Raw genomic sequence first — 23,053 nt, 5'->3', positions numbered from 1 at the left:
CATGCTTCCTGGCTTGGGAGGCAGCTTACCCCGATCCCCCCCCGGCGTGGCTAGACCCGCATTGCTCGCAGGCTCAGGCCTTGACCAGCTTGCGAACGGTACTGGCCATCGCGCGCTTGCCCTCGCCGGCATAGGCCTCGTGATTGTCCTCGATGAACTCAGGATCATAGAGGTAGTTCACCATCAGCCCCGCGCTCTCGCGCATGCCCTTGGCCGAGGTGTCGCCCCGCCAGTTGATGCGCTCGACGCGGGCGCCGTTGGAGAGGTGGAAATGCGCCACCGGATCGGCCGCGCGCTTGGGGTTGCGACCGGATTCGACGGCGACGAAACGCGCGCAAAGCCGGACCAGCACCGGCTCCAGCACCTTGGACAGCGCCGGCGGCCATTCCTTGCGCGAGAGCAGCAATTGCAGGGCCGCGCCGGGCGAGGTCTCCGGCGGCACGCCCGCCGCGTTGCGGATGGCGGTGAGTTCCTCCGCCGTCAGCAGCGTCGCATCCCCTGCCTCCTCCCGCGCGTTCAGCCAGCGGCAGAAGCCGGGCACGGGCGAGAGGGTCGCGAATTGCTTGAGGCCGCGGAATTCCTGGCCCAGCACCTCGACCACGCGCTTGATGAGAAAATTGCCGAAGGCGATGCCATCGAGCCCACGCTGGCAGTTGTTGATGGAGTAGAAGATCGCGGTATCGGCCTGGTTCGGATCCATCACCTCGGCCTTGGGGTCGAGCAGCGCCTGCACGGAGCCGGCGAGGCCCTTCATCAGCGCGATCTCGACGAAGATCAGCGGCTCTTCCGGCATGCGCGGGTGGAAGAAGGCGTAGCAGCGGCGGTCGGAATCCAGGCGGTTCTTCAGGTCGTCCCAGCTCTCGATGCGGTGCACCGCCTCATAGCGGATCAGCTTCTCGAGCAGGGCCGCGGGCGAGTTCCAGTCGATGCGGCGAAGCTCCAGGAAGCCCAGGTCGAACCAGGAGGTGAGCAGCGTCTTGAGATCGGCCTCCAGCGCCTCCAGCAGCGGGTCGGTCTCGACGGCACGCAGCAGGTCGGCGCGCAGGTCCACCAGCAGCTTCATGCCGTCGGGGATCGCGGTGAACTGCGTCAGCAGCCGCACGCGCGGGCTTTCCAGGGCACGGCGCAGCCGAACCTTGGCGGCCGCCTTGGCCGGGCCATCCGCGGCCTGGGTCCATTCGGCGATGGCACGCTCGACAGCCTTCGGGTCGGCGTCGAAGCCCGCAAGGACGCGCAGGAAACTCACCCGCTCCGCCTCGGAGAAGCCGCGATACGCCGCTGCGAGCTTGGCCGCGCGGGCCCGGGCCGAGACCTCGCCGCCACGCGCGGCCAGGCAGGCCTGCATCTGCGCCGCCACATCCTCGGCATCGTCACGGCCGCCGACGCGGTCCGCCATGTCCCGCCAGAGACCGGTGACCCGGCGCAGCGCGCGATCCACCAGGGAGTCGTTCAGGGACAGGGTGGCATCTGGCATGAGCAGTCTCCAAGGGAGGGCATGAGCGTAACCCGGAAACATTCAGAAATAAAGTGCGATCAGAGGCTCCGGCCCCGTTCGCGCAGGATGCAAATCTTTCATTCGCCGAGAGAAATAGCCGCACGCATGGCCGCCTCGGGCAGGTCCTCCGCCAGCAATCCGGGCCCGTGGAGCCGTGCCGCCTCGCCCTGCAGCCAGGCGGCGGCACAGGCGGCCTCGAAGGGTTCCATCCCTTGCGCGAGCAGCGAGGCGGCAAGGCCCGCCAGCACATCGCCGCTGCCGCCCGTGGCGAGGGTGGGCGGCGCGTTGTGGTTGATCGCAGCCCGGCCATCCGGCGCCGCGATCACGCTGTCCGAGCCCTTGAGCAGCACCACGGCGCCGGTGCTGCGTGCGGCCTCACGCGCCGCCGTCAGCCGATCCGCGCCCGGGGCGCCGAAGAGGCGCGCGAATTCGCCCTCATGCGGCGTGAGGATGGCGGCCCCGCGCAGCGCCTCGGATTGGCCCTCGCAGGCGGTCAGGGCGCCGGCATCGAGCACAAGGCGCCGTCCGGCCGCGAGCAAACCGACGACGGCGCCGCGCGTGGTCGCATCGGGCGGCAAGCCCGGACCAAGCAGGATCACCTGGCGCTTCGGATCATCGAGCAGCGCGCCCAGCAGGTCCTGCATGCCCGCGGCCTGGATCACCAGGGCGCCCGGCTCGGCCAGGCGGTGCAGGAGGGCGCTCGAGCCGTCGGCGCAGGCGAGGGTGACGAGCCCGGCGCCGATCCGCCGGGCTGCACGGGCGGCGAGCAGCGCCGCACCGGCCATCTCCGTGCCCGAGATGATCGTCACATGGCCGCGGCTGTGCTTGTGGCTCGCCGCATCGGGGCGCGGCAGGCGCCACAGGGCCGGGCCATTGGCGAAGCATCTGGGCCGGATGGACCGCAGCACATCGGCCGGCAGGCCGATATCGGCCAGGACCAGCTCCCCGCAGAGGTCACGCCCCGGGCGGAGCAGATGGCCGGGCTTGGCGCGGAAGAAGCCGACGGTCAGCGCCGCCCGCGCCGCGAAGCCGCGCACCGCGCCGGTCGCGCCGCAGACGCCCGAGGGCACATCCACCGCGACGATCGGCGCCTGCGCCGCGGCCAGCAGTTCCGCCGCCGGCCCGTCCAGCGGGCGGGAGAGGCCGGCGCCGAAAAGCGCGTCCACCAGAAGCCCGGCGCGCGCCACCTCGGCCGCCGCGAAGGGCCGCATCGGCCCGCGCCAGGCAGCGGCCGCCAGGGCCGCGTCGCCCCTGGGCGGCGCCAGGGCCGCAACCCCCACATCCCAGCCTGCGCGCTCCAGAAGGCGCGCTGCCACATAGCCATCGCCGCCATTGTTGCCTGGGCCCGCCAGCACCAGGACACGGCAGGGCCGGAAGCGCCGGCGGATGGCCACCGCCACGGCGCGCCCGGCGGCGTCCATCAGGGCCGGCCCGTTGCCGGCGAGACGGTCCGCCTCGGCCATTTCGGCGGGCGTCAGCAGCTCCGGGGGGATTGCGGGGTTGGGTGTCATTGCCGCCATAATGGGGCAACAAAGGGAGACGTCACATGGTCCAGAAGCGGGAACGCTCGATCCAGGAACTCTATCGCGACGATCCGGAGCGCGCCGATGCGCTGGCCTGGGGCCGGCGTGGCGTGCTGAAGGGCGCTGCCCTCGCCACGATGGGCGCCGCCGTGGGCGGTGCCATTCCCTTTGGCCGCCACATGCCCGACGGCCTGCTGCCGGCCCTCTTCGCCCGCCCGGCCTCGGCCCAGCAGGCGCCCGCCGTCTTTCGGATGGAGGGCAAGGCGGAACTCATTCTGCAGGGCGACCGTCCGTTGGTCGGTGAGACGCCCGAGCACATGCTGGATGAGGCGGTGACCAGCTATCGCTACTTCTTCGTGCGCAACAACGGCCAGATCCCCGAGCCGCTGACGACCGACCCCAATGCCTGGCGCTTCACCCTGGATGGCGAGGTGAACAGCCCGCTCACGCTGACGGTGGGTGATCTGCGCACGCGCTTCCCCAACGTCACGCGGCAATTGCAGATGGAGTGCGGCGGAAATGGCCGCGCCTTCTTCACGCCGCAGACGCGCGGCAACCAATGGGGCAATGGCGCCATCAGCAATGGCGAATGGACAGGCGTGCGTCTGCGCGACGTGCTGGCCGCCGCCGGCCTCAAGCCGGGCGCGGCCTATACCGGCCATTTCGGCGCCGACCCGCATCTCTCGGGTGCCACCGATCGCCAGGCCATCAGCCGCGGCATGCCGCTGGCCAAGGCCATGGACGAGGACACCATCATCGCCTTCGCGCTGAACGGCCAGCCGCTGCCGCACATCCATGGCGCGCCGATCCGCCTCGTCACGCCCGGCTGGCCCGGCAGCCTCAGCCAGAAATGGCTGACGCGCATCACCATCCTCGACAAGCCGCACACCGGCGCGGGCATGGGCGGCACCAGCTACCGCATCCCGGTGCGCCCGATCGTCCCCGGCAGCAACAACAACGGCGCCGATTTCGTGGACATGACGAGCATGCCGGTGCGCTCGATCCTCTCCTCACACGCGCACGGCTCGCGCCTGCCGGCCGGCACCCGCAGCCTGGATCTGCGCGGGGCGGCCTGGGCCGGCGACCTCACGGTGCGCGCGGTGGATGTCAGCGTGGATTTCGGCGCGAGCTGGACGCCGATGCAGGTTGCGGCCCCCGCCAACCGCCATGCCTGGCAGCGCTGGCAGGGCCGCGTGGCGCTGCCGTCGGACGGGTATTTCGAGATCTGGTACCGGGCGACGGACAGCAACGGGAAGATGCAGCCTTTCGCCGCCGCCAACTGGAACCCGCAGGGCTATGGGGCGAACCCGATCAGCCGGGCGGCGATCCTGGTCGGCTGATGCGGCGCTTTCTTCTGCTCACGGTCGGCCTGTTCGGCGGAGCGCTGGCAATCGCCCAGGCGGCCGACCCGCCCGAGGACCCCTCCATCCTGCCCGCCGGCCAGGGGCAGGAGGAAGTCTTCTACACCTGCACCGCGTGCCACAGCACCGCGATCATCCGCCGCAGCCATTTCCCGCGGGAGCAGTGGGATGGGTTGATGGACTGGATGACGGAGAAGCACGGGATGAATCCGCTGGAGGGTGCCGAACGCACCCTCATCGTGGATTACCTCGCGCAGCATTTCGGCCCGCGCGCGGCTCCGGCCCGGGGGCGGAACCCCTTCCTCAACTGACAACCGCCGGGCGGCCCACCCCGCCCGGCGCCCCCTCCCCTCAGGCCACCCGCCCGAGGCCGTAGCCGCGGCCGATGACGTAAGCCTGCAGCGATTCCACATCGCTTTGCTGGCTGGTGATGCGGAAGCGCACGAGGTCGCGGATCGAGACGATGCCGCACAGGCGCCGGTTCCGATCCACCACCGGCAGATGGCGGAAATAGCCGGCATCCATGATCTCCATGGCCTCATCCACCGAGGTGGCCGCCGTCACCACCTCGACCTCATGGGTCATCAGAGCGGAGACGGGCAGGGAGAGCAGGCCCGCGCCATGCTGCGTCAGGCCGCGCACCACGTCCCGCTCGCTCAGGATGCCGACCAGCGTGCCCTCGGCATCGCAGACCACGACGGCACCGATGCGCCGCTTGGAAATGATCTCCGCCGCCTCGGTCACCGGAGAACCCGGCAGGACCGAGATCACGGCAGCACCCTTCTGGTTGAGCACGGCACCGACGGTCATGGCTGCATCCTTGCGATGGGGAAACGAAGCCCACCGCTATAACCTACGGGCACACTCAGGCATCACAGATTCCGTCGACCTGTCGAAGACTTCATGTTTCGCTCATGCAACACGCCGCAGGACCGCCGGTAGCATCCCCCATGCCCCTGACCCTGGCCTGCCTGCACACGGCGGAAAGCAACGCCCTCCTTTTCCAGGCCGCAGCCGCCGCCCTCCCTGGCGGCGCCCTCGCCCTCACGCACCGGGTCCGGCCGGACCTGCTGCGCGACCCGACGCCGGAGACGCTGGAGGAGGCGGCTGCCCTGCTCCGCGAAATGGCCCAGGGGGCGGATGCCGTTCTGCTCACCTGCTCCACCATCGGCGACGCAGCCGCCCATGCGCAGGATGCGCCCCGGCCCGTGCTGCGCGCCGATGCCGCGCTCGCCGAGGCGGCGACGCGGCGCGGCGGGCTGGTCGAAGTGCTCTATGCCGCCCCCACCACCGAGGGGCCCACGCGCAGCATCTTCGAGGCGGCCGCCCGGAAGAGCGGCGCGCAGTTGCGCCTGCACCTGGTGGAGGGCGCCTGGCCGCTCTTCCAGGCTGGCGAGACGGCGGCCTACCACGCCCGCATCGCCGAGGTGGCGCGCCCCTTGCCCGGGCGCGTCGTCCTTGCCCAGGCCTCCATGGCGGGCGCCTCCGCCCTGCTGCCGGAGGCGCCGCCGCTGACGGTTCCCGCCATCAGTGTGATGGCGGCGGCGCGGGCCGCGCTCAAGGCGCGGGATTCGCGCTAGACTGCGCGCCGACGATTCGCCGGAGCGCTGGAATGGCCTTCATCATCGCCGTCGCACAGCAGAAGGGGGGGGCTGGGAAATCCACCCTCGCCTCCAACCTCGCGGTCGCCCTGCTCCAGGGCAACCGGCGGGTCGCGCTGCTCGACACCGATCCGCAGGCGAGCCTCTCGCGCTGGCATGCGCTGCGCCCCGCCACGGCCCCGCGCCTCCTCTTCGACGCGCCGTCGGGCTGGCGCGTCACCGGCGCGCTGGAAAAGCTCAAGCGCGAGGCCGATGTGATCGTGCTGGACACGCCGCCCCATGCCGACACCGACAGCCGGATCGCGATCCGCGGCGCCGACCTCGTGCTGATCCCGCTCCAGGCCTCGCTCCCCGACCTCTGGGCCAGCGAGGCGACCATCGCGCTGGCCGAGGCCGAGAAGCGTGCGCACCGGCTGGTGCTGAACCGCCTTCCTGCCTCGGGCCGCCTGCGGGATGTGGTCATGGAGGAACTGGCGCGGCGCAAGGCGCCCGTCATGGCGCAGACGCTCGGCAACCGCTCGGCCTTCGGCGCCGCCTTCGCGCTGGGACAGGGCGTGACGGAAAGTGCCGCTCGCAGCCCCGCCGCCGAGGAGATGCGCGCGCTGGCCGCGGCGATCGGCAAGCTTGTCGCCGGCAAGGCCAAGGGCAAGTGATGGCGAACCTCGCCTTCGCGCTGCATGTTGTCTTCGCGGCGCTCTGGGTGGGTGGCATGGCTTTCGCCATCCTCGCGCTCCGTCCGGCGCTCAGTGTGCTGGAGCCACCGCAGCGCCTGGCCCTGATGGGCCGCGTCCACAGGCGCTTCTTCCTCATCGTCTGGCACGCCATGCCGATCGTTCTGGTGAGTGGCTATTGGCTGCTCTTCGGCCATTACGGCGGCTTCCGTGGCGTGGGGTGGCATGTGCACCTGATGCACCTGACGGGCCTGCTGATGGCCGCCATCTACCTCGCGATCTTCTTCGGCCCCTGGCGGGCGATGCGCGAGGCGCTGGCGGCGGGCGATGCGCCGCGCGCCGCCGCCGCCAATGACCGCATCCGCCTGCTCGTCACGGCCAATCTCCTGCTGGGCCTGACAACACTCGGCATCGCCGCCTGGGGGCGCATCGGTTGACGCACAACCTCACCATCCGCGACGACGACTATCCCGAGCTGGAGGCGGTGGCCGCCATCCAACGCGGCCTGCACAGCTACAACCAGGAGCGCGGCGGCCCCTATGACCGCGAGCCGGTGACCGTCCTGGCGCGCGACGAGGATGAGGTGGTGAAGGGCGGGCTCCTCGGCCTCACCTACTGGAACTGGCTCTTCATCGACTGGCTCTGGCTGGCGCAGGACCAGCGCGGCAAGGGACTGGGCACCGAGCTGCTGGCGCGCGCCGAGGCGGTGGCGCGCGCCCGCGGCTGCACCGATGCCTATACCGACACCTTCAGCTTCCACGCGCCCCATTTCTGGACGCGCAATGGCTGGGTGGAGGCCGGGCGGCTGGACGGCATGCCGCCCGGGCATGCGCGGATCTGGTACCGCAAGCGCTTGGTCTGACCACGAAGGCGCGTGACGCGCGCGCCAAAGGGGGACATGCTCCGGCCAAAGACAAGGCCTTGAGGAGAACGTCCATGCCCAAGCTCGCCCGGCGCGCAGCGCTTGCCCTGCCACTGCTTCCCCTCGCCGCCCGGGCGCAAGATTGGAAGCCGGCCCAGCCGGTGCGCATCCTCGTTCCCGCCGCCCCCGCCGGCACCACCGACATCATGGCCCGCCTGATGGCCCCACGGCTCCAGGCGCGCTGGGGCGTGAACGTGGTGGTGGAGAATCGGGCTGGCGCCGGCGGCACCATCGGCACGCTGGAGCTGGTGCGCTCCCGCCCCGATGGCTTCACGCTGATGTCGGGCAATATCGGCCCGCAGGCCATCGCCTATTCGCTGTTCCGCAACCTCGCCTACCGCGCGGATCAGATCACCAGCATCGCCGGCACCATCCGCGGCCCCAACGTGCTGGTGGTGAACAACGACACGCCGGCCCGCAACGTGGCTGAGCTCGCGGCGCTGCTGCGAGCGCGGCCGGGGCAGATCCCCTATGCGTCCACGGGTGTGGGGCAATCGACGCATCTCTCGCCCGTGCTCATGCTGCAGATGCTGAACGCCCAGGCGATCCATGTGCCCTTCCGGGGCTCGGGCCCGGCCCAGGTGGACCTGCTGGCCGGGCATGTGGCCTTCATGATCGACAACCTGACCGGCGTGATGGAGCACATCCGCGCCGGCCGCGTCCGCGCCCTCGCCGTCACCAGCGCCGAGCGCAGCCCGCAGCTGCCCGAGGTGCCCGCGATGCGCGAAACGCTGCCCGAGCTGGCGGGCTATGAGGTGAACACCTGGTTCGGCGTCTTCGGCCCCGCAGGCCTGCCGACGGCCGTCGTGACCGGCGTGAATGCCGAGGTGAATGCCTGGCTCGACCTCGATGAGACCAAGGCCCGCTTCACCGAGTTGGGCGGCGTGCCGCTGCGCCTCAGCCCGGAGGAATTCGCCGCCTTCGTCGCGGCCGAGACCCGCAAATGGGCCGAGGTGATCCGCCGCGAGGGGTTGCAGATGGATGCGGGTTGAGGTGTGACGGGCCGGCATCGCCCAACCAGCTGGACCACGCCGCCGCATGACCGACGACAAGGAAGCCCGCCGCGCCGCCGCGCTGCGGGCCAATCTCCGCAAGCGCAAGGCGCAGCAGCGCGCCCGCGCCGAGGCGCCGGACGCCTCGGCCGATGGACGGGACGCCCCGAACGAGGCTAGACCCCCCTCCTCCGAGCCAGAGCCGAGGAAGCCCTGACATGCCCATCATGCCCGACCACTGGATCCGCCGCATGGCGACCGAGCATGGCATGATCTCGCCCTTCATCGAGGCGCAGAAGCGCGAAGGCGTGATCTCCTACGGCCTCTCCTCCTACGGCTATGACGCGCGCGCGGCGGACGAGTTCAAGGTCTTCACCAATGTGGACAACGCGGTGGTGGACCCCAAGGAATTCTCGGAGACCGGCTTCGTCACCCGCAAGGGCCCTGTCTGCATCATCCCGCCCAATTCCTTCGTGCTGACCCACACGGTGGAGTGGTTCAAGGTGCCACGCGACGTTCTGGTGGTCTGCCTCGGCAAGTCCACCTATGCGCGCTGCGGCCTGATCGTGAACGTGACGCCGTTGGAGCCCGAGTGGGAAGGCCAGGTCACCATCGAGATCAGCAACACCACGCCGCTGCCGGCCAAGGTCTACGCCAATGAAGGGATCTGCCAGTTCCTCTTCCTGCAGGGGGCCGGCGCGCCGGAGGTGAGCTATGCCGACCGCGCGGGCAAATACATGGGCCAGCGCGGCGTGGCGCTGCCACGGCTGTAGAGGACGGGTTCGCGAAGGCCGAGACACCCCGTGGGTCGCTACAATTGGCGAAACGTGCTGATCACCGGCGCGGCCTCCGGCCTGGGTCGCGCGCTGGCCGAGGCCTGCGCCGCGCCCGGAGTCATGCTTCATCTCGGGGATCTCGACCCGGCGGGCTTGGCGGAGACCGAGGCATTGTGCATCGCCCGCGGGGCCTGCGTCACCACGGCCGTGATCGATGTCTGCGACGCGGCTTCCATGACGAGCTGGGTGCAGGGGTCCAGGCCGCTCGACCTCGTCATCGCCAATGCCGCTGTGCTGGGCGAGATCGGTGCCCCCTTCGAATGCGCCGAGCAGGCGCGGCGCATCCTGAACACCAATGTCACCGGCACCATCAACACGGCGCTGCCAGCCATCGCCGCCATGGCGGAGCAGCCGATGGACACCGATGGCGTGCGCGGCCGCATCGCGGTGATCTCGTCCATCCTCGCCTTCGTGGCCGCACCCATGGCGCCCGCCTATTCGGCCAGCAAATCAGCCCTCCAGGCCTGGGCGGAGGCGATGGATGGCAATGAGCGCGCGCGCGGCATCCGGCTTCATGCCGTGGCACCGGGCTATATCCGCACCAGGCTCAGTGCCGGCAACACCATGCCCATGCCGCTGATCATGCGGCCGGCGCGCGCCGCGCGGCTCACGCTGGAGGGAATTGCCGCCGGCCGGACGCGCATCTCCTTCCCGCGCCGCGTGCATCTGGGCATCCGGCTGGTGGGCGCGCTGCCGCCAGATCTGCGCAATGCGCTCATCGCCCGGGTGCAGCGCTGGCACCTCGCTCGCCAACGCGGCCGGACCGGCTGACCAGGACTTTCGCCGGGGAGGCGAAGGCCATAGGCTCGCGCGGGCCCTCCCTCCCCGACAGCACAAGAATCCCGCCGCATGAGCACGCCCGCCGCCATCCATCCGGCCGCCCCGCACCACCTGCCCATCTTCATCCCCGGCCCCGATGGCAGCGACGGGCTGATGTGGATCACGGCCGGCATCCTGCTGGTCTCGACCATCGCCTTCGGCCTGCTCTTCCTCAGGCTGCACACCCTGCCGGAGCGCATGGCGCACCGCACCCACAAGCTGCAATTCGAGATCGTGGCCGTGCTCGGGCTGCTCGCCCTCTTCACCCATATCCATGCCTTCTGGGTGGCCGGGCTCCTGCTGGCGCTGATCGACTTCCCGGATTTCCTGAGCCCCATGCGCCGGATCGCCGGATCGAGCGAGCGCATCGCAGGCCTGCCGCCCGGCGGCGGCGACGATCCCGAGGCGCAGCCGCAGACCCAGGCCGCCAGGAAGCGGGGCCACTGAGCCATGCTGGAAATCCTGCTCTGCTCGATGGTCACGATCCTGCCGGACTACCTCTTCCGGCGTTACGCCCAGGGCAAGCGCTTCGGCCATGAGATCACGCTCTTCTCGGTCTGGTTCGAGCTGCGCTGGGGCATCGTCACCTGCCTGCTGCTGGCGATCAGCCTGATCACCGCCGTCTTCTACTTCCACCCGACCAGCGTGCATGTCAGCTCGGTCTTCCGCACCGTGCCGATCGTCCCCCAGATCAACGGCCGCGTGGCCGAGATCTACGTCCGCGGCAGCGAGGCGGTGGAGGCCGGCGCGCCGCTGTTCCGCCTGGCGGACGAAACCCAGCGCACCGCCGTCGAGGTCGCGCGGCGCGCGGTGGCCGAGGTGGATGCCGCCCGGCTGGTGGCCCAGGCCGACCTTGCCGCCGCCGAGGCCCGCATCCTGGAAGCCCAGGCCGCGCTGCAGCAGACGGCGGATGAACTGGCGATGCGCCGTTCGCTCGGCGATGTCGCGGCCCGGCGCGAGGTGGAGCGCCTCCAGGTGACGGTGCGGCAGCGCGAAGCGGGGGTCGCCGCCGCCCAGGCCGCGCGCGAGGCCGTCGCCGCCCGGCTCTCCGATCAGCTCCCGGCCGAGCGGGCCAGCGCGCTGGCCGCCCTCGCCCAGGCCGAGGCCGAGCTGGACAAGACCATCGTGCGCGCCGGCGTCTCTGGCCGTGTGGAGCAGTTCCTGCTGCAGGTGGGCGATGTGGTGAACCCCTTCGCCCGCCCTGCGGGCGTGCTGGTGCCGGAGGATCTGGGCCAGCGCAGCCCGCGCCTCGCCGCCGGCTTCGGCCAGATCGAGGCGCGCGTCCTGCGCGTCGGCATGCTGGCCGAGGCGAGCTGCGCGTCCCTGCCCTGGACCGTCATCCCCATGGTGGTGACGGGCGTGCAGCCCTTCGTCGCCAGCGGGCAGGTGCGCGGCGGCGACGTGCTGCTGGACGCCCAGCAGTTCAGCCGGCCCGGCACCGTGCTGGCCATCCTTGAGCCGCTCTATCCCGGCGGGCTGGACCAGGTGATCCCTGGCAGCAACTGCTTCGCCAACGCCTACACCTCGAACCACGAGGCGCTGAGCGACCCGGCCACCGGGACACTGCAGGCCATCGCACTGCATGGGATCGACGCCGTCGGCTTGGTGCATGCGATCCTGCTGCGAATTCAGACCCTTATGTTGCCCTTCAAGGCACTGGTGTTCTCCGGCCACTGACCGGCGCCGCCGCCCCCTCCGGCCGGGGGCGGGCCATGCTCAGGGCGCGGTTGTCTTGAGCGGGGGGTGGTGGCAGATGATCCAGGCTCCAGGCTGGGTTTTGGATTAGGCAGAGATCACATGGACCGGATTCGCATCCGCGGCGGCGTGAAGCTGAACGGCACCGTGCCGGTCTCAGGCGCCAAGAACGCGGCCCTGCCGCTGATGGCGGCCGCCCTGCTCTGCGACGGGCCACTGACGCTGACCAACGCGCCGGACCTGGCCGACATCGCCACCATGCGCGCCCTGCTCGTCCAGCACGGGCTGACCGTCGAGCATGACCGCGAGGCCCGGACCCTGAAGCTGAGCGGCGCCGCCACCAACCTGGAAGCGCCCTACGACATCGTCCGCAAGATGCGCGCCTCCGTCCTCGTGCTCGGGCCCCTGCTGGCCCGCTACGGCCAGGCCCGCGTCTCGCTGCCCGGCGGCTGCGCCATCGGCACCCGGCCGGTGGACCTGCACATCAAGGGCCTGGAGCAGCTCGGCGCCGAGATCGACATCAATGCCGGCTACATCGAGGCCCGCGCCCCCCAGGGCAAGCTGCGCGGGGCCAAGATCATCTTCCCCCAGGTCAGCGTCGGCGCCACCGAGAACCTGCTGATGGCCGCCTGCCTCGCCGAGGGCGAGACCGAGCTGGTCAACGCCGCGCGCGAGCCCGAGATCAGCGACCTCGCCATGTGCCTCATGCGCATGGGCGCCCGCATCGAGGGCATCGGCACCGGCACGCTGCGCGTCGAGGGCGGAGCCACGCTGATGTCGGCCACCCACCCCATCGTCCCTGATCGGATCGAGGCCGGCACCTATGCCTGCGCGGCGGCCATCACCGGCGGCACGCTGCACCTGCAAGGTGCCAAGATGGAGCATCTGGGCGCCGTCGCCCGCGTGCTGCGCGATGCCGGCGTGGATGTGGCCGAGACCCATACCGGCCTCACCGTCAGCCGCCTCAACGGCCTGCGCGGCGTGGATGTGGTGACCGAACCCTTCCCCGGCTTCGCGACCGACATGCAGGCCCAGTTCATGGCGCTGATGTGCGTGGCCGAGGGTGCCTCGATGATCACCGAGACCATCTTCGAGAACCGCTTCATGCATGTGCCCGAGCTGATGCGCATGGGGGCCCGCATCAACTTCCACGGCACCTCCGCCATCATCCGCGGCGTGCCGAAGCTCGCCGGCGCGCCGGTGATGGCGACCGACCTGCGCGCCTCGGTCAGCCTCATCCTGGCCGGCCTCGCCGCCGAGGGGGAGACCATCGTGAACCGCGTCTATCACCTCGACCGCGGCTATGAGCATGTCGAGCAGAAGCTGGCCGCCGTCGGCGCCGACATCGCGCGGCTGCCCGCGTGATGGACATGCCCATGCCGCTGACCACCAGCGAGGCCGGCACCGGCCTCATCCTGGCCCTGCCGAAGGGCCGCATCCTGAAGGAACTGCGCCCCGTGCTGGCCCGCGCCGGCATCGTCCCCGCCGCCGACTTCGCCGATGAGGACAGTCGCCGCCTGCGCTTCGAGACCAATGACCCGATGCTGGACGTGGTGCGCGTCCGCCCCTTCGACGTCGCGACCTTCGTGGCCCATGGCGGCGCGCAGATCGGCGTCTGCGGCGGCGACGTGCTGATGGAATACGACACGGACCAGATCTACGCGCCGCTCGACCTGGGCCTGGGCCGCTGCCGCGTCTCCGTCGCCGAACAGGCGGTGACGGCGGGGCAGGACGATCCGTCACGCTGGTCGCGCATTCGCGTCGCCACCAAATACCCGAACATCGCCCGCCGCCACTTCTCCGCCCGCGGCGTGCAGGCGGAGGTGGTGCATCTGAACGGCGCCATGGAGCTGGCGCCCTCCCTCGGCCTCTCCCGCGTCATCGTGGACCTGGTGCAGACCGGCTCGACCCTGAAGGCGAATGGGCTGGTGGAAACCGAAGTCATCGCGCATGTCACCTCGCGCCTCATCGTGAACCGCACCGCGCTGAAGACGCGCCCGGAAGAAATCGCCGGGTGGATTGCGCGGTTCAGGGCCGCCCTCGCCTAGGGTCTGATCGCCTTTGGTGGAATCACCAAAGGCGTGAATCAGCCCCTCAAACATGCCCCCAGGGGCGCTGCCCCTGGACCCCGCCAAAGGCCCAGGCCTTTGGGAACCATGAGTTTGACATGCAGCTGATCAGCACACGCGATGCCGGCTTCGAAGCCGCCTTCACCGCCATCCTGGAAGATGGGCGCGATACGACCACGCGCGTGGACGCCGCCGTCGCCGAGATCATCCAGTCCATCCGCAGCGAAGGCGACACCGCCCTGCTGCGCCTGACCGCGCGCTTCGACGGCTGGGCGCCGGCCGACCCCACGGCGCTGCGCGTCACCCCCGCCGAGGTCGACGCCGCCATCGCCAGCGTGGAGCCAACGCTGCTGGAAGCGCTCGACCTGGCCGCACAGCGCATCGAAGCCTTCCACCGCGCGCAACTCCCGGCCGACCTCGTCCTCCCCGGCGCCGATGGCGTCGCCCTCGGCCTGCGCTGGAACGCGCTCGATGCGGTCGGCCTCTACGTCCCTGGCGGCAAGGCGGCCTACCCCTCCTCCGTGCTGATGAACGCCATCCCGGCGCGCGTGGCCGGCGTGGCGCGCCTCGCCATGGTCGTCCCCACGCCGGGCGGCGCGCTCAACCCGCTGGTGCTGGCCGCCGCCCGCCGCGCGGGTGTCACGGAAGTCTGGCGCATCGGCGGCGCGCAGGCGGTGGCGGCGCTGGCCTGGGGCACGGCGAGCATCGCGCCGGTGGACCGCGTGGTGGGCCCTGGCAATGCCTATGTGGCGGAAGCCAAGCGCCAGGTTTTCGGCCGCGTCGGCATCGATTCCATCGCCGGCCCCTCCGAAGTGCTGATCCTGGCCGATGGCACGAACAACCCGGCCCATGTGGCGATGGACCTGATGGCCCAGGCCGAGCATGACGAGGCCGCGCAATCCATCCTCATCACCGATGACGCGGGCTTCGCGCAGGCCGTGGCGCGCGAGGTGGAGAAGGCCCTGGAAACCCTGCCCCGCCGCGCCATCGCGGGCGAAAGCTGGGCCAGGCATGGCGCCATCATCCTGGTCCAGAACTGGGAGGAGGCCGCCAACCTCACCAATCGCCTGGCGCCGGAGCACCTGCAGATCATGACGGCCGATCCACAGGCCCTCTTCGCGCGAATCCGCCACGCGGGCGCCGCCTTCCTCGGCCGCTACACGCCCGAAGCCATCGGCGACTACGTGGCCGGCCCCAACCATGTGCTGCCCACCGGCCGCACCAGCCGCTTCGCCTCGGGCCTCTCGGTCTATGATTTCCTGAAGCGGACCACCTGGGTGGAGGCCAATGCCGTGGGCCTGGCCGCCATCGGCCCCGCCGCGGTCAAGCTGGCCGAGGCCGAGGGCCTGGGCGCCCATGCGGCGAGCGTCGCCATCCGGCTCTGACAGGCGGCGTGTGGCGGCCGTGATGATCGGGCGAAACCGATCGCATCGATCGCGCGCACCGATTGGGCAGGCCCCGGCGCAGCGGTAGCATGGTTGGCGAAGGAGATCCCCGATGATCCGCAACACCCTGCTCGCCGCATCCGCCTTGGGCCTCTCGGCCCTGGCCATCGCGCCCCCCGCGCAAAGCCAGAATTCGACCTTCTTCCTCTACTGCGTGGAACTTCAGAGCAGCTGGGCCGCCAATATCATCATGGACGCCCGCGACAGCGCCGGCACCTGGAACAACATCTACTATGTCGTCACCGACCCCGGCCGGCGTTGCCAGCGCGGCCAGCCGGGTGCCACGCAGGTGCGCTTCACCATCCGCGGCAATGTGGGCGGCCCTCTGCGCCAACTCTGCCAGGTCACGGGGCTGGGCGACCGGGCGGCCACGCTCCAGGTCTCGGGCACGCAGGAAAACCCCTCCTGCGTGCTGGTGCAGTAGGCGGCTTGCCTCCAGGGCCGGGCCGTGGCTTGTCTGCGCCAGGCATTTGAACAGGTGACCCGACCATGAACCTCTCCCGCCTCCTCGCCGCCCGCGCGGCGGCTGGAAAGCCCATCACCGTCGGCGTCATCGGCGCCGGCAAGTTCGGCGCCATGTTCCTCGCCATGGCGGCGCGGTCGCCCGGCATCCATGTGGCCGTGATCGCCGATCTCGCGCCCGCCCGCGCGCGCGAGAACCTGACGCGCATCGGCTGGGAGCCGGAGCGTTCGGCCGCCGCCAGCCTCGATGCCGCGCTGGCTTCCGGCGCCACCTTCGTCACCGAGGATGCGGCGACGGTGAATGATCCGCGCATCGAGGTGGTGGTGGAATCCACCGGCAACCCGGCCGCCGGCATCCGCCACGCGCTCGCCGCCATCGCCGCGCGCCAGCACATCGTCATGGTGAATGTCGAGGCGGATGTGCTGGCCGGCCCGCTGCTGACGGCGAAGGCCGCCCAGGCGGGCGTCGTCTATTCCATGGCCTATGGCGACCAGCCGGCCCTGGTCTGCGAGATGGTGGATACCATCCGCGCCATGGGCCTGCCGGTCATCGCCGCCGGCAAGGGCACGAAATACCTGCCCATCTTCCACGCCTCCACGCCCGAGACGGTCTGGGGCCATTACGGGCTGACGCCGGAGCAGGCCAAGGCGGGCGGGATGAACCCGCAGATGTTCAACTCCTTCCTCGATGGCACGAAGTCGAGCATCGAGATGGCCGCCATCGCGAACGCCACCGGCCTTCTCCCGCCCGAGGATGGCCTCGCCTTCCCGCCCTGCGGCGTGCAGGACCTGCCGCATATCCTCCGCCCGCGCAGCGAGGGCGGCATCCTGCCGCAGAAGGGCATGGTGGAGGTGATCAGCAGCCTGGAGCGCGATGCGCGCCAGGTGGTAGGGGATTTGCGCTGGGGCGTCTATGCCGTCTTCGAGGGCGAGACCGACTATATCCGCCGCTGCTTCTCGGAGTACGGCGTGCACACGGACAGCACCGGCCATTACGCCGCACTCTGGCGCCCCTATCACCTCATCGGCCTGGAACTCGCCGTCTCCGTCGCCTCCGTCGCGCTGCGGCGCGAGCCCACGGGCATGAGCGAGGCCTGGCGCGGCGATGCGGTGGCCACCGCCAAGCGTCCGCTCAAGGCCGGCGAGATCCTGGATGGCGAGGGCGGCGCCATGGTCTGGGGCAAGTGCATCCCGGCCGCGCGCAGCCTGGCCGAGAACGCGCTGCCGATCGGCCTCGCCCATGGCGTGAAGCTGCTGCGCGACATTCCGGCGGGCGCGGTCCTGCGCCAATCCGACGTGGCGCTGGACGCGACGCAGGATGCGGTGCGGCTCCGCCACGAGATGGAAAGCCAGGCGCGCCCCCTGTTGGCCGCCGAATAGGCCCGCTACGCTTCCTCCCAACAAAACGGAGGAAGCCCGCGTGCAAAACCTGTTCGACCTGACCGGCAAGGTCGCCATCGTCACCGGCGGCAGCCGCGGCATCGGCCGCGCCATCTGCGAGCGTCTGGCGCAGCATGGCGCCAAGGTCGTCGTCAGCTCCCGCAAGCTCGATGCCTGCCAGGAGGTGGTGGACGGCATCACGGCGAATGGCGGCACCGCCATGGCGGTCGCCTGCAACATCGGCCGCAAGCCCGAGCTGCAGGCGCTGGTGGATGCCACCATCGCGGCCTATGGCCAGGTGGACGTGCTGGTCTGCAACGCGGCGGTGAACCCCTATTTCGGCCCCTCGCAGGACATTCCGGACGAGGCCTATGACCGCATCATGAACTCCAATGTCCGGAGCAACCTCTGGCTCTGCCAGATGGCGATCCCGGGCATGGCGGCGCGTGGCGGCGGCTCGGTCATCATCGTGAGCTCGATCGGCGGCTTCCGCGGTTCACCGCGGCTGGGCATCTACGGCGTCTCCAAGGCGGCGGACATGCAGCTGGCGCGCGCGCTGGCCACCGAATGGGGCCCGCGCGGCGTGCGCGTGAACGCCATCGCCCCCGGCCTGGTGCGGACCGACTTCGCCCGCGCCCTGTGGGAAGATCCGGTGAACCTGAAGAAGCGCACGCGCGACACGCCACTGCTGCGCATCGGCGAGCCGGACGAGATCGCGGGGGCTGCCGTCTTCCTGGCCAGCGCCGCCTCCGGCTTCATGACCGGGCAGAGCATGGTGATCGATGGCGGCGTGCTGGCCGGCCCGCCCCTCGTCGAGGACTGAGCCATGGCATCGCTGACACGCCGCGCGGCCATCGCGGTTCCGGCCGCGCTGGCGGCGCCAGCCCTGCGCGCGCAGGAGGCCTGGCCCAGCCGCCCGCTCCGCCTCGTCGTGCCCTATGCGCCGGGCGGTGTGACCGACCAGCTCGGCCGCTTCATCGCCGAGCGTCTCTCACGCGAATTGGGCCAGCCGGTCGTGGTCGAGAACCGCGCCGGGGCCAATACCATCATCGGCACCCAGGCCGTGGCCCAGGCCGCGGGCGATGGCACCACGCTGCTCATGGCCTCGGGCGCCAGCATGGTGGTGAACCCGCTGCTCTACCGCCGCCTGCCCTACGACGCCGACCGCGACCTCACGCTGCTGGCCGCGATGGTCGAAACGCCGCTGCTCATGGTCGTCCCGCCCGCGCTGCCCGCCGCGAACCTCGCGGAATTCGTCGCGCTTGCCCGCCAGCGGCGGCTGAACGCCGCGACGGTCGGCGTGGGCAATCCGATCCACCTCGCCGCCGAGCTGTTCCGCAGCGCGGCGGGGATCGAGCTGGAGAACGTCGTCTATCCCGGCAGCGCGCCGGCACTGACCGCGCTGATGGCGGGCGATGTGCAGGTGATGTTCGACGTGATCCTGACGGCGCTGCCCCTGGTGCAGGCCGGGCGCCTGCGCGCGCTGGCGGTGACGACGCGCGGCCGCGTGCCCGTGCTGCCCCAGGTGCCGAGCGTGGCCGAGCAGGGCTTCCCGGATTACGAGGCGACGACCTGGTTCGGCGTCGCCGCGCCGCGCTCCACGCCACAGCCGATCCAGGCCCGGCTCAGCGCGGCACTGGCCGAGGTGCAGCGCGACAATGGCTTCCAGGAGCGCTTCGGCGGCCTCGGCCTGCTGATCCAGCCGGTGCGGGACCAGGCCGCCCTCAGCCGGATGATCGAGACGGAACGCGCGCGCTGGTCCGCGATCATCCGGGCGCGCGGGATCGTGCTGGATTGAGGGGTGATCCGGCCCCGCCGGATCACCCGCCCCATCACCTCAGCTGTTCGGGCCGCGGCCCAGGCCGACGGGCTGCCAACGCTGCAGTTTCGTGTTCTGCAGCACGGCGGGGTTCACGCAGCTCATCGGCCACTTGCCCTGCAGCACCAGCGAGAGCTCGCTGCCCACGCGGCGCTTGCGCGCCTCATCGAAGCGCGCCGAGGCCGAGGCCGTGTGCGCCGAGAGGATCACATTGTCCATGCTGAGGATCGGGTTGTTGTGGGAGGGCGGCTCGACCTCCAGCACATCCAGGCCCGCATAGGCGATCCAGCCCTCGCTCAGCGCCTTGATCAGCGCCGCCTCATCCACCGTAGGGCCACGGCCGACATTGAGGAAGATCGCGCTCTTCTTCATCAGGCGGAAGTGCTTCTCCTGCAGCATCTTGTTGCATTCCGGCCGGGCCGGCGCATGCATCGAGACGAAGTCGGACTGGCTCATCACCTCGGTCAGCGTCGCCGGCAGCACGCCGTGCTCGCTCATCAGCGTCTCATCGAGGAACGGATCATAGGCGATCATGCGCAGGCCGAAGGGGGCGGCGCGCTTCGCCACCGCGCGCGCCACGCGGCCGAAGCTGATGAAGCCCAGCGTCTGCCCCATCAGGCGCGGGATCTTCAGCAGCGCCGGGCGGCCTTCCTTCCAGCGATGCTCGCGCACCATGCGGTCCTGCTCGATGGCGCGGCGGAAGGTCGCCAGCAGCAGCATCATGCAGTGGTCCGCCACCTCCTCGATGAAGGTGTCGGGCACGTTCGTCACGGGAATGCCCGCACGCGTCGCCGCCTTCACATCCACGCTGTCCACGCCCACCGAACCCAGGCTGATCACCTTGCAGTTCTTCAGCGCGCCGATGATCTCGGCCGTGATGGGAATGCCCTTGGCGTAGATCGCATCCGCCGTGGCGGCCGCGGCGATGAAACCCGCCGTGTCCGTCGGCGCTTCCACGATCTCGGCATCGAGGCCGGCAAGCGCCTCCATTTCGAGCTCATAGCCGCCCCCGGCGGTGGTGAAACTGGCGCCCGCGGGCGTCACGATGCGGAACTTCGCCATTGGCCTTGGCCTCCCTCTCTTGTGGGGCAAGCCAAGCATGCGTCCCCGCACCCGGCAAGGCCGCGGGCTTGCCAGCGCGCGGCCTTGCGGCAGACTGGCCGCAACCAAGCCAAGGAAGGAAGGTCCAATGACAAAGGTCGCATGGGTGACGGGTGCGGGCAGCGGCATCGGCGAGGCAGCGGCGATCGCGCTGGCCGAGATGGGCATGATCGTCGTGCTGACCGGCCGCACCAAGGCCAAGCTTGATGCCGTCGCCGCGCGCATCAAGGCCATGGGCGGCACCGCCCACGTCAAGACCGCCGACATGAGCAAGGCCGCCGCCGTGCAGAAGGTCGCGGACTTCATCCAGCAGAAGCTCGGCCGCCTCGACGTCATGGTGAACAATGCCGGACTCAACATCACCGAACGCCGCTGGAGCAACCTCTCGGCCGAGGGCGTGAAGGAACTCGTCGAAGGCAACCTCACCTCCGCCTTCCACGGCGTGCTGGCGGCCCTTCCCATCATGCGCGCGCAGAAGGACGGCCTCTTCATCCACACGGCCTCGATGGCCGGCCGCTTCGTCAGCCCGCTGAGCGGCGCCGGCTATACCGCGAGCAAGCACGGCGTGGTCGCCATGAGCCATTCGCTGAACATGGAGGAATGCGGCAACGGCATCCGCAGCACCGTGATGTGCCCGGGCGAAGTCCGCACGCCCATCCTCGACAAACGCCCCAACAAGCTCACCGAAAAGGAACTCGCCGAGATGGTGCAGCCGGAAGATTGCGGCGCCCTGGTGAAATTCCTCGCCAGCCAGCCGCCGCATGTCTGCATCAACGAAGTGCTGATCACGCCGACGCGCAACCGCAGCTACCTGGCGCAGATGCAGCGCAAGCTGTGATGCGTTGAGGTTCTTCCCCGGGAGGGCGTTGCCCTCCCGGACCCTCCCGCCAGGGGCGTGGCGCCCCTGGACCCGCCGAGAGTTTGGCCTTGGGAGGGAGGGGGCAGGGCGCGCCCTGGATCACGGGCGCTCCCGCGACGCCCCCTCCCTCCCAAGGCCCAGTCCCGGGTTCCAAGGGCCTCTCGGCCCTTGGCAGGTGGGGTCTGGGGAGGACGGCGTCCTCCCTAGGGCAACCTCACCGCCCCACGGCATAGCCCTGCATGCCGCGCGGGTTGGCGCCGGCGAAGATCTGGCCATCGGCTTCGCGGCGGGCGCCGGTGAGGCGGCCTTCGCTCCAGTCGCCGCCCATTTCGGCGCGGTGGCCGCGGGCGCGGAGGGCGGCGAGGACGTCCGGCGCGAAGCGGCCTTCGAGGACGAGCTTGCCGGGCTTGGCGCCGCGCGGCCAGAAGCTGCTGACCCAGTGTTCGGAGTGGAAGCTGGGCAGGTCGATCGCTTCCTGGATGTTGAAGCCATGCGCCAGCATGCGGGTGAGCATGATGGGCTGCCACTGGTCCTGCTGCTCGCCGCCGGGCGTGCCGAAGCTCATCCAGGGCTTGCCGTCGCGCAGCACCATGGAGGGCGAGAGGGTGGTGCGCGGCCGCTTGCCGGGCTTCAGGCCGTTGGGGAGGGATTCGTCGAGCCAGAACATCTGGCAGCGCGTGCCGAGGCAGAAGCCGAGTTCCGGGATGGCCGGCGAGGATTGCAGCCAGCCGGCCGAGGGCGTGGCGCTGACGAAATTCCCGTCGCGGTCGATCACGTCCACATGGCAGGTGTCACCACCGGCCGCGCCGAGGCGCGAGACGGTGGGCTCACCCGTGCCGGCGGCCATGGCCATTTCCTCGGCGCGGCGGACGGCGGCGGCATAGTCCACACCGCGGATGGGGAGGCCGTCCGGATTGCCGGGGCGGAATTCCAGCGACGCGTCGGGACCGATCAGCTTGCGGCGCGCCTCGGCATATTCCGGCGAGAGCAGGGTCGCGAGCGGCACATCCACGAAATTCGGGTCGCCATAGAAGGCCTCCCGGTCGGCGAAGGCGAGCTTCATGGCCTCGGTGACGTGATGGACGTAATCCGCGCCCACCGGGTCCATCGCGGCGAGGTCATAGCCGGCGAGCAGCGCCAGCGTCTGCAGCATGGCCGGCCCCTGGCTCCAGGCGCCGCATTTCAGGACGGTGGTGCCGCGATAATCGAGGCGCACCGCCTCCTCGATGCCGGCGCGCCATTGGGACATGTCATGCGCGGTGATCACGCCCGCATGGCGCTGGCCGGAGGTGTCCATGGCGGGGATGCGGGCGAAGCGCTCGACCGCTTCGGCCACGAAGCCGGAATACCAGGCGCGGCGGGCGGCCTCGATCTCCATCTCGCGCGAGCGGCCGGGGGCCTCGGCCTCGCGCAGGACGCGCTCATAGGTGTCGGCCAGCGTGGGGTTGGCATAGAGCTGGCCGGGCTGCGGGCCGCCATTGCGCAGCCAGAGCGCGGCGGAGCAGGTCCATTCCGCCTCGAAGAGCGGGCGGACGGTGGCCACCGTCTGGCAGATGCGCGCCACCATATGCGCGCCATTGCGGGCATAGCCGATGGCATAGGCCAGCACGTCGCGCAGCCGCCAGGTGCCGTGGTTCTGCAGCATGGTGGCCCAGGCGTCGAAGGCGCCGGGGATGGGGGCGGGCAGGAAGCCCGTGCCCGGCATGATGTCGAGGCCGAGCTTGTTCGCGATCAGGTCCACACTCAGCCCGGAAGGGGCCGGCCCCTGCCCGCAGATGACAATTTCGCGACCCTGCTTGGCATCGTGCAGAATGATGGGACAATCACCGCCCGGGCCATTGAGGTGCGGCTCGACGATCTGCAGGGTGAAGCCGGCGGCGGCCGCGGCGTCGAAGGCATTGCCGCCGCGCTCGAGCACGGCCATGCCGACCTGGCTCGCCAGCCAATGCGTGGTGGCGACCGCGCCGAAGGTGCCGGCGATCTCGGGGCGGGTGGTGAACATG

Annotated in this window: 25 protein-coding genes; 20 read left to right on the top strand and 5 right to left on the bottom strand. The window is 70.5% G+C overall.

Annotated features, from left to right (window positions below; translation table 11 throughout):
* Nucleotides 1–73 precede the first annotated feature (73 nt).
* The gene (locus KTR66_RS11025; protein ID WP_213612647.1) at nt 74–1,474 is read right to left on the bottom strand and encodes a malonyl-CoA decarboxylase; all 1,401 of its coding nucleotides are present in this window, start codon (nt 1,472–1,474) and stop codon (nt 74–76) included.
* A gap of 98 nt (nt 1,475–1,572) precedes the next feature.
* Nucleotides 1,573–3,006 carry an NAD(P)H-hydrate dehydratase gene (locus KTR66_RS11020; RefSeq protein WP_213612646.1) on the bottom strand — a complete coding sequence of 478 codons (1,434 nt, stop codon included), beginning with the start codon at nt 3,004–3,006 and terminating at the stop codon, nt 1,573–1,575.
* Nucleotides 3,007–3,041: 35 nt separating this feature from the next.
* On the opposite strand from KTR66_RS11020, the gene KTR66_RS11015 reads away from it, so the two are divergent.
* Both KTR66_RS11015 and KTR66_RS11010 read left to right on the top strand, forming a co-directional pair.
* The gene (locus KTR66_RS11015) at nt 3,042–4,358 is read left to right on the top strand and encodes a sulfite oxidase (RefSeq protein WP_213612645.1); all 1,317 of its coding nucleotides are present in this window, start codon (nt 3,042–3,044) and stop codon (nt 4,356–4,358) included.
* Complete coding sequence (locus KTR66_RS11010) at nt 4,358–4,690, top strand: hypothetical protein (RefSeq protein ID WP_213612644.1); 333 nt, start codon at nt 4,358–4,360, stop codon at nt 4,688–4,690. Before KTR66_RS11015 ends, KTR66_RS11010 begins: the two co-directional genes overlap by 1 nt.
* Nucleotides 4,691–4,730: 40 nt before the next feature.
* Here the strand turns inward: KTR66_RS11010 and KTR66_RS11005 are convergent, their stop codons facing one another.
* Nucleotides 4,731–5,189 carry a CBS domain-containing protein gene (locus tag KTR66_RS11005; protein ID WP_213612643.1) on the bottom strand — a complete coding sequence of 153 codons (459 nt, stop codon included), beginning with the start codon at nt 5,187–5,189 and terminating at the stop codon, nt 4,731–4,733.
* A 140-nt stretch (nt 5,190–5,329) separates the two neighbouring features.
* Between KTR66_RS11005 and KTR66_RS11000 the strand changes: the two genes are divergently transcribed.
* The 17 genes from KTR66_RS11000 (at nt 5,330) to KTR66_RS10920 (ending at nt 19,069) form a co-directional block, all read left to right on the top strand.
* Nucleotides 5,330–5,959, top strand: coding sequence for a hypothetical protein (locus KTR66_RS11000; protein ID WP_213612642.1), 630 nt, complete (start codon nt 5,330–5,332; stop codon nt 5,957–5,959).
* Nucleotides 5,960–5,991: 32 nt separating this feature from the next.
* Entirely contained in the window at nt 5,992–6,633 is a 642-nt protein-coding gene (parA, locus tag KTR66_RS10995) for a ParA family partition ATPase (protein WP_213612641.1), read from the top strand.
* Nucleotides 6,633–7,088, top strand: a complete 456-nt coding sequence (locus tag KTR66_RS10990; RefSeq protein ID WP_213612640.1) for a CopD family protein — start codon at nt 6,633–6,635, stop codon at nt 7,086–7,088. Before parA ends, KTR66_RS10990 begins: the two co-directional genes overlap by 1 nt.
* On the top strand, nt 7,085–7,513 hold the full coding sequence (locus KTR66_RS10985) for a GNAT family N-acetyltransferase (RefSeq protein ID WP_213612639.1): 429 nt from the start codon (nt 7,085–7,087) through the stop codon (nt 7,511–7,513). Before KTR66_RS10990 ends, KTR66_RS10985 begins: the two co-directional genes overlap by 4 nt.
* Before the next feature lie 74 nt (nt 7,514–7,587).
* On the top strand, nt 7,588–8,565 hold the full coding sequence (locus KTR66_RS10980) for a tripartite tricarboxylate transporter substrate binding protein (protein ID WP_213612638.1): 978 nt from the start codon (nt 7,588–7,590) through the stop codon (nt 8,563–8,565).
* Between the two features lie 46 nt (nt 8,566–8,611).
* Nucleotides 8,612–8,782 carry a hypothetical protein gene (locus KTR66_RS10975; protein ID WP_213612637.1) on the top strand — a complete coding sequence of 57 codons (171 nt, stop codon included), beginning with the start codon at nt 8,612–8,614 and terminating at the stop codon, nt 8,780–8,782.
* Between the two features lies 1 nt (nt 8,783).
* On the top strand, nt 8,784–9,338 hold the full coding sequence (gene dcd / locus KTR66_RS10970; protein ID WP_213612636.1) for a dCTP deaminase: 555 nt from the start codon (nt 8,784–8,786) through the stop codon (nt 9,336–9,338).
* A gap of 30 nt (nt 9,339–9,368) precedes the next feature.
* Nucleotides 9,369–10,172: an SDR family NAD(P)-dependent oxidoreductase gene (locus KTR66_RS10965; RefSeq protein ID WP_213612635.1), complete on the top strand. Its 804-nt coding sequence runs from the start codon at nt 9,369–9,371 to the stop codon at nt 10,170–10,172.
* A gap of 78 nt (nt 10,173–10,250) precedes the next feature.
* Nucleotides 10,251–10,667, top strand: a complete 417-nt coding sequence (locus tag KTR66_RS10960) for a hypothetical protein (protein ID WP_213612634.1) — start codon at nt 10,251–10,253, stop codon at nt 10,665–10,667.
* A 3-nt stretch (nt 10,668–10,670) separates the two neighbouring features.
* Entirely contained in the window at nt 10,671–11,897 is a 1,227-nt protein-coding gene (locus tag KTR66_RS10955) for an HlyD family secretion protein (RefSeq protein WP_213612633.1), read from the top strand.
* Between the two features lie 120 nt (nt 11,898–12,017).
* Nucleotides 12,018–13,280: a UDP-N-acetylglucosamine 1-carboxyvinyltransferase gene (murA, locus tag KTR66_RS10950; RefSeq protein ID WP_213612632.1), complete on the top strand. Its 1,263-nt coding sequence runs from the start codon at nt 12,018–12,020 to the stop codon at nt 13,278–13,280.
* An 11-nt stretch (nt 13,281–13,291) separates the two neighbouring features.
* On the top strand, nt 13,292–13,963 hold the full coding sequence (hisG, locus tag KTR66_RS10945) for an ATP phosphoribosyltransferase (RefSeq protein WP_249732031.1): 672 nt from the start codon (nt 13,292–13,294) through the stop codon (nt 13,961–13,963).
* A 119-nt stretch (nt 13,964–14,082) separates the two neighbouring features.
* Complete coding sequence (hisD, locus tag KTR66_RS10940) at nt 14,083–15,369, top strand: histidinol dehydrogenase (protein ID WP_213612631.1); 1,287 nt, start codon at nt 14,083–14,085, stop codon at nt 15,367–15,369.
* Nucleotides 15,370–15,481: 112 nt separating this feature from the next.
* Nucleotides 15,482–15,853, top strand: coding sequence for a hypothetical protein (locus KTR66_RS10935; RefSeq protein ID WP_213612630.1), 372 nt, complete (start codon nt 15,482–15,484; stop codon nt 15,851–15,853).
* A 65-nt stretch (nt 15,854–15,918) separates the two neighbouring features.
* Nucleotides 15,919–17,271 carry an NAD(P)H-dependent oxidoreductase gene (locus tag KTR66_RS10930; protein ID WP_213612629.1) on the top strand — a complete coding sequence of 451 codons (1,353 nt, stop codon included), beginning with the start codon at nt 15,919–15,921 and terminating at the stop codon, nt 17,269–17,271.
* Nucleotides 17,272–17,311: 40 nt separating this feature from the next.
* Complete coding sequence (locus tag KTR66_RS10925) at nt 17,312–18,094, top strand: SDR family NAD(P)-dependent oxidoreductase (RefSeq protein ID WP_371819091.1); 783 nt, start codon at nt 17,312–17,314, stop codon at nt 18,092–18,094.
* Between the two features lie 3 nt (nt 18,095–18,097).
* Nucleotides 18,098–19,069, top strand: a complete 972-nt coding sequence (locus tag KTR66_RS10920; RefSeq protein ID WP_213612627.1) for a tripartite tricarboxylate transporter substrate binding protein — start codon at nt 18,098–18,100, stop codon at nt 19,067–19,069.
* A gap of 39 nt (nt 19,070–19,108) precedes the next feature.
* Here KTR66_RS10920 and KTR66_RS10915 read toward each other — a convergent pair whose 3' ends face one another.
* Nucleotides 19,109–20,152 carry a C-terminal binding protein gene (locus KTR66_RS10915; protein ID WP_213612626.1) on the bottom strand — a complete coding sequence of 348 codons (1,044 nt, stop codon included), beginning with the start codon at nt 20,150–20,152 and terminating at the stop codon, nt 19,109–19,111.
* Between the two features lie 127 nt (nt 20,153–20,279).
* Here KTR66_RS10915 and KTR66_RS10910 point away from each other — a divergent pair, with 127 nt between their 5' ends.
* Nucleotides 20,280–21,029 (top strand): SDR family oxidoreductase, encoded by a 750-nt coding sequence (locus KTR66_RS10910; protein ID WP_213612625.1) that lies wholly within the window; start codon nt 20,280–20,282, stop codon nt 21,027–21,029.
* A gap of 235 nt (nt 21,030–21,264) precedes the next feature.
* Here the strand turns inward: KTR66_RS10910 and KTR66_RS10905 are convergent, their stop codons facing one another.
* The gene (locus tag KTR66_RS10905) at nt 21,265–23,052 is read right to left on the bottom strand and encodes a gamma-glutamyltransferase family protein (RefSeq protein WP_213612624.1); all 1,788 of its coding nucleotides are present in this window, start codon (nt 23,050–23,052) and stop codon (nt 21,265–21,267) included.
* Between the last annotated feature and the right edge of the window lies 1 nt (nt 23,053).

Origin of the sequence: Roseococcus sp. SDR (assembly GCF_019083995.1) — a bacterium.
Classification (GTDB): domain Bacteria; phylum Pseudomonadota; class Alphaproteobacteria; order Acetobacterales; family Acetobacteraceae; genus Roseococcus.
Note: the sequence above shows the minus strand (reverse complement) of the source record. Positions and strands in the feature narration are given on the sequence as shown.

Bases quoted from the DNA above. Each gene is read 5' to 3' on its own strand.
- KTR66_RS10930 (WP_213612629.1), top strand. From the start codon at position 15,919: ATGAACCTCTCCCGCCTCCTCGCCGCCCGCGCGGCGGCTGGAAAGCCC.
- KTR66_RS11005 (WP_213612643.1), bottom strand. From the start codon at position 5,189: ATGACCGTCGGTGCCGTGCTCAACCAGAAGGGTGCTGCCGTGATCTCG.
- KTR66_RS11025 (WP_213612647.1), bottom strand. From the start codon at position 1,474: ATGCCAGATGCCACCCTGTCCCTGAACGACTCCCTGGTGGATCGCGCG.
- KTR66_RS11010 (WP_213612644.1), top strand. From the start codon at position 4,358: ATGCGGCGCTTTCTTCTGCTCACGGTCGGCCTGTTCGGCGGAGCGCTG.
- KTR66_RS10920 (WP_213612627.1), top strand. From the start codon at position 18,098: ATGGCATCGCTGACACGCCGCGCGGCCATCGCGGTTCCGGCCGCGCTG.
- hisG (WP_249732031.1), top strand. From the start codon at position 13,292: ATGCCGCTGACCACCAGCGAGGCCGGCACCGGCCTCATCCTGGCCCTG.
- KTR66_RS10915 (WP_213612626.1), bottom strand. From the start codon at position 20,152: ATGGCGAAGTTCCGCATCGTGACGCCCGCGGGCGCCAGTTTCACCACC.
- KTR66_RS10975 (WP_213612637.1), top strand. From the start codon at position 8,612: ATGACCGACGACAAGGAAGCCCGCCGCGCCGCCGCGCTGCGGGCCAAT.
- KTR66_RS11020 (WP_213612646.1), bottom strand. From the start codon at position 3,006: ATGACACCCAACCCCGCAATCCCCCCGGAGCTGCTGACGCCCGCCGAA.
- KTR66_RS10935 (WP_213612630.1), top strand. From the start codon at position 15,482: ATGATCCGCAACACCCTGCTCGCCGCATCCGCCTTGGGCCTCTCGGCC.
- KTR66_RS10910 (WP_213612625.1), top strand. From the start codon at position 20,280: ATGACAAAGGTCGCATGGGTGACGGGTGCGGGCAGCGGCATCGGCGAG.
- murA (WP_213612632.1), top strand. From the start codon at position 12,018: ATGGACCGGATTCGCATCCGCGGCGGCGTGAAGCTGAACGGCACCGTG.
- KTR66_RS10905 (WP_213612624.1), bottom strand. From the start codon at position 23,052: ATGTTCACCACCCGCCCCGAGATCGCCGGCACCTTCGGCGCGGTCGCC.
- KTR66_RS10990 (WP_213612640.1), top strand. From the start codon at position 6,633: ATGGCGAACCTCGCCTTCGCGCTGCATGTTGTCTTCGCGGCGCTCTGG.
- KTR66_RS10960 (WP_213612634.1), top strand. From the start codon at position 10,251: ATGAGCACGCCCGCCGCCATCCATCCGGCCGCCCCGCACCACCTGCCC.
- hisD (WP_213612631.1), top strand. From the start codon at position 14,083: ATGCAGCTGATCAGCACACGCGATGCCGGCTTCGAAGCCGCCTTCACC.
- KTR66_RS10980 (WP_213612638.1), top strand. From the start codon at position 7,588: ATGCCCAAGCTCGCCCGGCGCGCAGCGCTTGCCCTGCCACTGCTTCCC.
- KTR66_RS10955 (WP_213612633.1), top strand. From the start codon at position 10,671: ATGCTGGAAATCCTGCTCTGCTCGATGGTCACGATCCTGCCGGACTAC.
- dcd (WP_213612636.1), top strand. From the start codon at position 8,784: ATGCCCATCATGCCCGACCACTGGATCCGCCGCATGGCGACCGAGCAT.
- KTR66_RS11000 (WP_213612642.1), top strand. From the start codon at position 5,330: ATGCCCCTGACCCTGGCCTGCCTGCACACGGCGGAAAGCAACGCCCTC.
- parA (WP_213612641.1), top strand. From the start codon at position 5,992: ATGGCCTTCATCATCGCCGTCGCACAGCAGAAGGGGGGGGCTGGGAAA.
- KTR66_RS11015 (WP_213612645.1), top strand. From the start codon at position 3,042: ATGGTCCAGAAGCGGGAACGCTCGATCCAGGAACTCTATCGCGACGAT.